The sequence below is a fragment of the Microbacterium umsixpiens genome (assembly GCF_053543675.1).
Window position 1 is genome coordinate 2,389 of record NZ_JBLVOH010000170.1, and the last position, 2,635, is coordinate 5,023.

General features: G+C 68.4%; 2 protein-coding genes. Both read right to left on the reverse strand.

Features of this window, described 5'->3' with window-relative positions:
* Nucleotides 1-35: 35 nt before the first annotated feature.
* A complete protein-coding gene (locus ACNPM4_RS16475; RefSeq protein ID WP_105711673.1) occupies nucleotides 36-1,040 on the reverse strand; it encodes a substrate-binding domain-containing protein in 1,005 nt (334 codons plus the stop codon).
* A gap of 179 nt (nucleotides 1,041-1,219) precedes the next feature.
* Nucleotides 1,220-2,635 (reverse strand): sugar ABC transporter ATP-binding protein (locus tag ACNPM4_RS16480; RefSeq protein ID WP_448986398.1); only part of this gene is annotated, 1,416 nt, incomplete at its 5' end.

Here is a 2,635-nt window from a genome sequence, read left to right on the forward strand (position 1 = left end):
CGGGGGCGGGGTGCCGGATCACTCCGGCGTCGGGTTCAGTACTTGCGGTCGGCCAGCACGGCCTGCGCGGCTTCGGCGGAGTCGAACGCCTCGCTCGGGACAACGATGTACGACTCGACCTCGTCACCGGCGAGCGCCTTCTCGACGACCTCCATCGCGGTCTCGCCGAACAGCGGGTTGTACTCGTGCACGTAGCTGAGCTGACCGTCGGCGAGCGCCTGCATGGCGTTCTTGGTGCCGTCGATCGTGGCGATCTTCACGTCTTCGCCGACGACGAGGCCGGCTTCTTCGGCCGCCTGCGCGGCGCCGAGGCCCATCTCGTCGTTCTGCGCGAACACGAGCTGGATGTCGTTGTTCGCCGACTTGAGCATCGTCTCGAAGACGCTCTTGCCCTCTTCGGCCGACCAGTTCGCGGTCTGCGCGTCGAGCTTCGTCAGCGCGGCGTCACCGAGGCCCTCGTCGAAGCCCTCGTTGCGCTCGTTCACGACGCCGACGCCGGCCGGACCCTCGAGCACGACGTAGTTGCCGCCATCGGGGAAGGTGGCGGCCGCCCACGTGCCGACCTCCTTCGCGACCTCGACGTTGTCGGGGGCGATGCGGGTGACGTAGAGGCTGTCGTCGTCGGGCTCGATGCCACGGTCGAGCAGGATCACCGGGATCTCGGCCTCCTGCGCTCGCTTGAGGGAGTCCTCCCAGCCCGAGGCCTCGGTCGCCGACAGCAGGATCACGTCGACACCCTCGTCGACGAACGACGTGAACGCGTCGATCTGCGACTTCTGGTCGAGGTTGGTGGCGGGGGCGTACTTGAGCTCGTATCCGGCGTCCTCCGTGAAGGTGTCCTGGATGTTCTGCTCGTTGGCCTCGCGCCACGCGCCTTCGGGGCCGACGGCGACGAAACCGACCGTGGTCAGCTCGTCGGAGCCACCATCGCCGCCGGCTTCTCCGTCGGTTCCTCCGGACGAGCAGGCGGCAAGGCCGATGGTGAGTGCGCCGGCTGCGACCAGACCGAGCGCGATGCGGATGCGCTTCTTCGCGGACATGTTCTCCTCCTTGAGATGCCGGTAGTCAGCCCGGCAATGGTGGACCTGACGTGGTCCCTTGCGTGAGTGCAGGACAGCGGCACTGCCTATCCTGCGGCGATGTTACCGGGAACAATTTCTGGAACACAAGGATTGTTCCAAAAATCAGGAATGTTCCAGCGGCGAGGTTCTGTTACCGATCACAATTCCGCGTCAGGACCGGGATCCGCGGCGATCATCTCCACCACAGTGTCGACCGTGACACCCGGCCCATTGCTGAGTTCGCCGATCTTCTCGCGGTCTTTCAGCACGATGATGCGGTCGCTCAGGCGCACGACCTCCTCCAGCTCCGAGGAGATGAAGACCACCGCCACCCCGTCGCCGGCGAGCTGACTGATCCGGCGCTGCACGTCGAGCTTGGCCGCGATGTCGATCCCCCGCGTCGGCTCGTCGAGGATGAGCACGTGCGGGCGCACGGCGAGCGCGCGCGCCAGCAGCACCTTCTGCTGCGTCCCCCCGGAGAGCAGTTTGACCGGTCGATCGAGGTCGGCCGGAGACAGATGCAGCGCCTCGACGTAGGTGTCGACGATCGCCGCCTCCTCGGCCGCCGACAGCGGGCGCGCCCAACCGCGCAGCGCCTGCAGCGACAGGATCATGTTCTCCCGGGCGGTCAGATCGCCGATGATGCCCTGCGTGCGTCTGCTCTCGGCCGACAGCGCGATGCGATGGCGCAGCGCGGCCGACGGACTGCGCAGTTCCACGCGTTCGCCGTCCACCCACAGTTCGCCGCTATCGGTCCGCGTCGTGCCGCTGAGGAGTGCCGCGAGCTCCGAGCGTCCGGATCCGCGGAGGCCGGCCAGACCGACGATCTCGCCCCGCTGCACCTCGAAGTCGGTCCGTTCGAACTCGCCCCGCCGCCCGACGTCCGTGGCGCGCATCGCGGGCTCTCCGTCCGAGGCGTAGTGATGCGCCTTGCGTTCCGAGCCGAGGGCACGCAGCCCGTCGAGGTCTTTGCCGAGCATCTTCGAGATGAGGTCCGCCCGCTCGAGGTCCCGCGTGGCGTACTCGCCGATCCGCCGACCGCCGCGGAGCACCGTCATCCGGTCGCTGATCGCGAAGGCCTGCTCGAGGAAGTGCGTGATGAAGAGGATGGCCACCCCGCGCTCCCGCAGACCGCGGATCACCCGCATGAGCGTGGCGACCTCCTCCTGGTCGAGGCTCGAGGTCGGCTCGTCGAGGACGAGGACCCGCGGGTCGTCCACGACGGCGCGGGCCAAGGCGACGAGCTGCTTCTGCGCCGGCGTCAGCATCGACAGCGGCGTCTTCGGATCGAGGTCGTCGAGCCCCAGTCGCGCCAGGGCCCCCGCGGCATCCGCTCGCGTGCGCTTCCAGTCGATGCCGAAGTATCCGCGTCGCTCACGGCCCAGCATGACGTTCTCGGCGACGCTGAGATTCGGGGCCAGCTGCGTCTCCTGGAACACCGTGGCGATGCCGGCGGCACGACTGTCGGCGACACCACCGAACCGGCGCGGTTCACCGTCGACGAAGACGGCTCCGGCATCGGGGGCGCGCGTACCCGTCAGCACCGAGACCAGGGTCGACTTGCCGGCCGCGGT

Coding starts and splice junctions, on each gene's coding strand:
- ACNPM4_RS16475 (WP_105711673.1), bottom strand. CDS start 1,040: ATGTCCGCGAAGAAGCGCATCCGCATCGCGCTCGGTCTGGTCGCAGCC.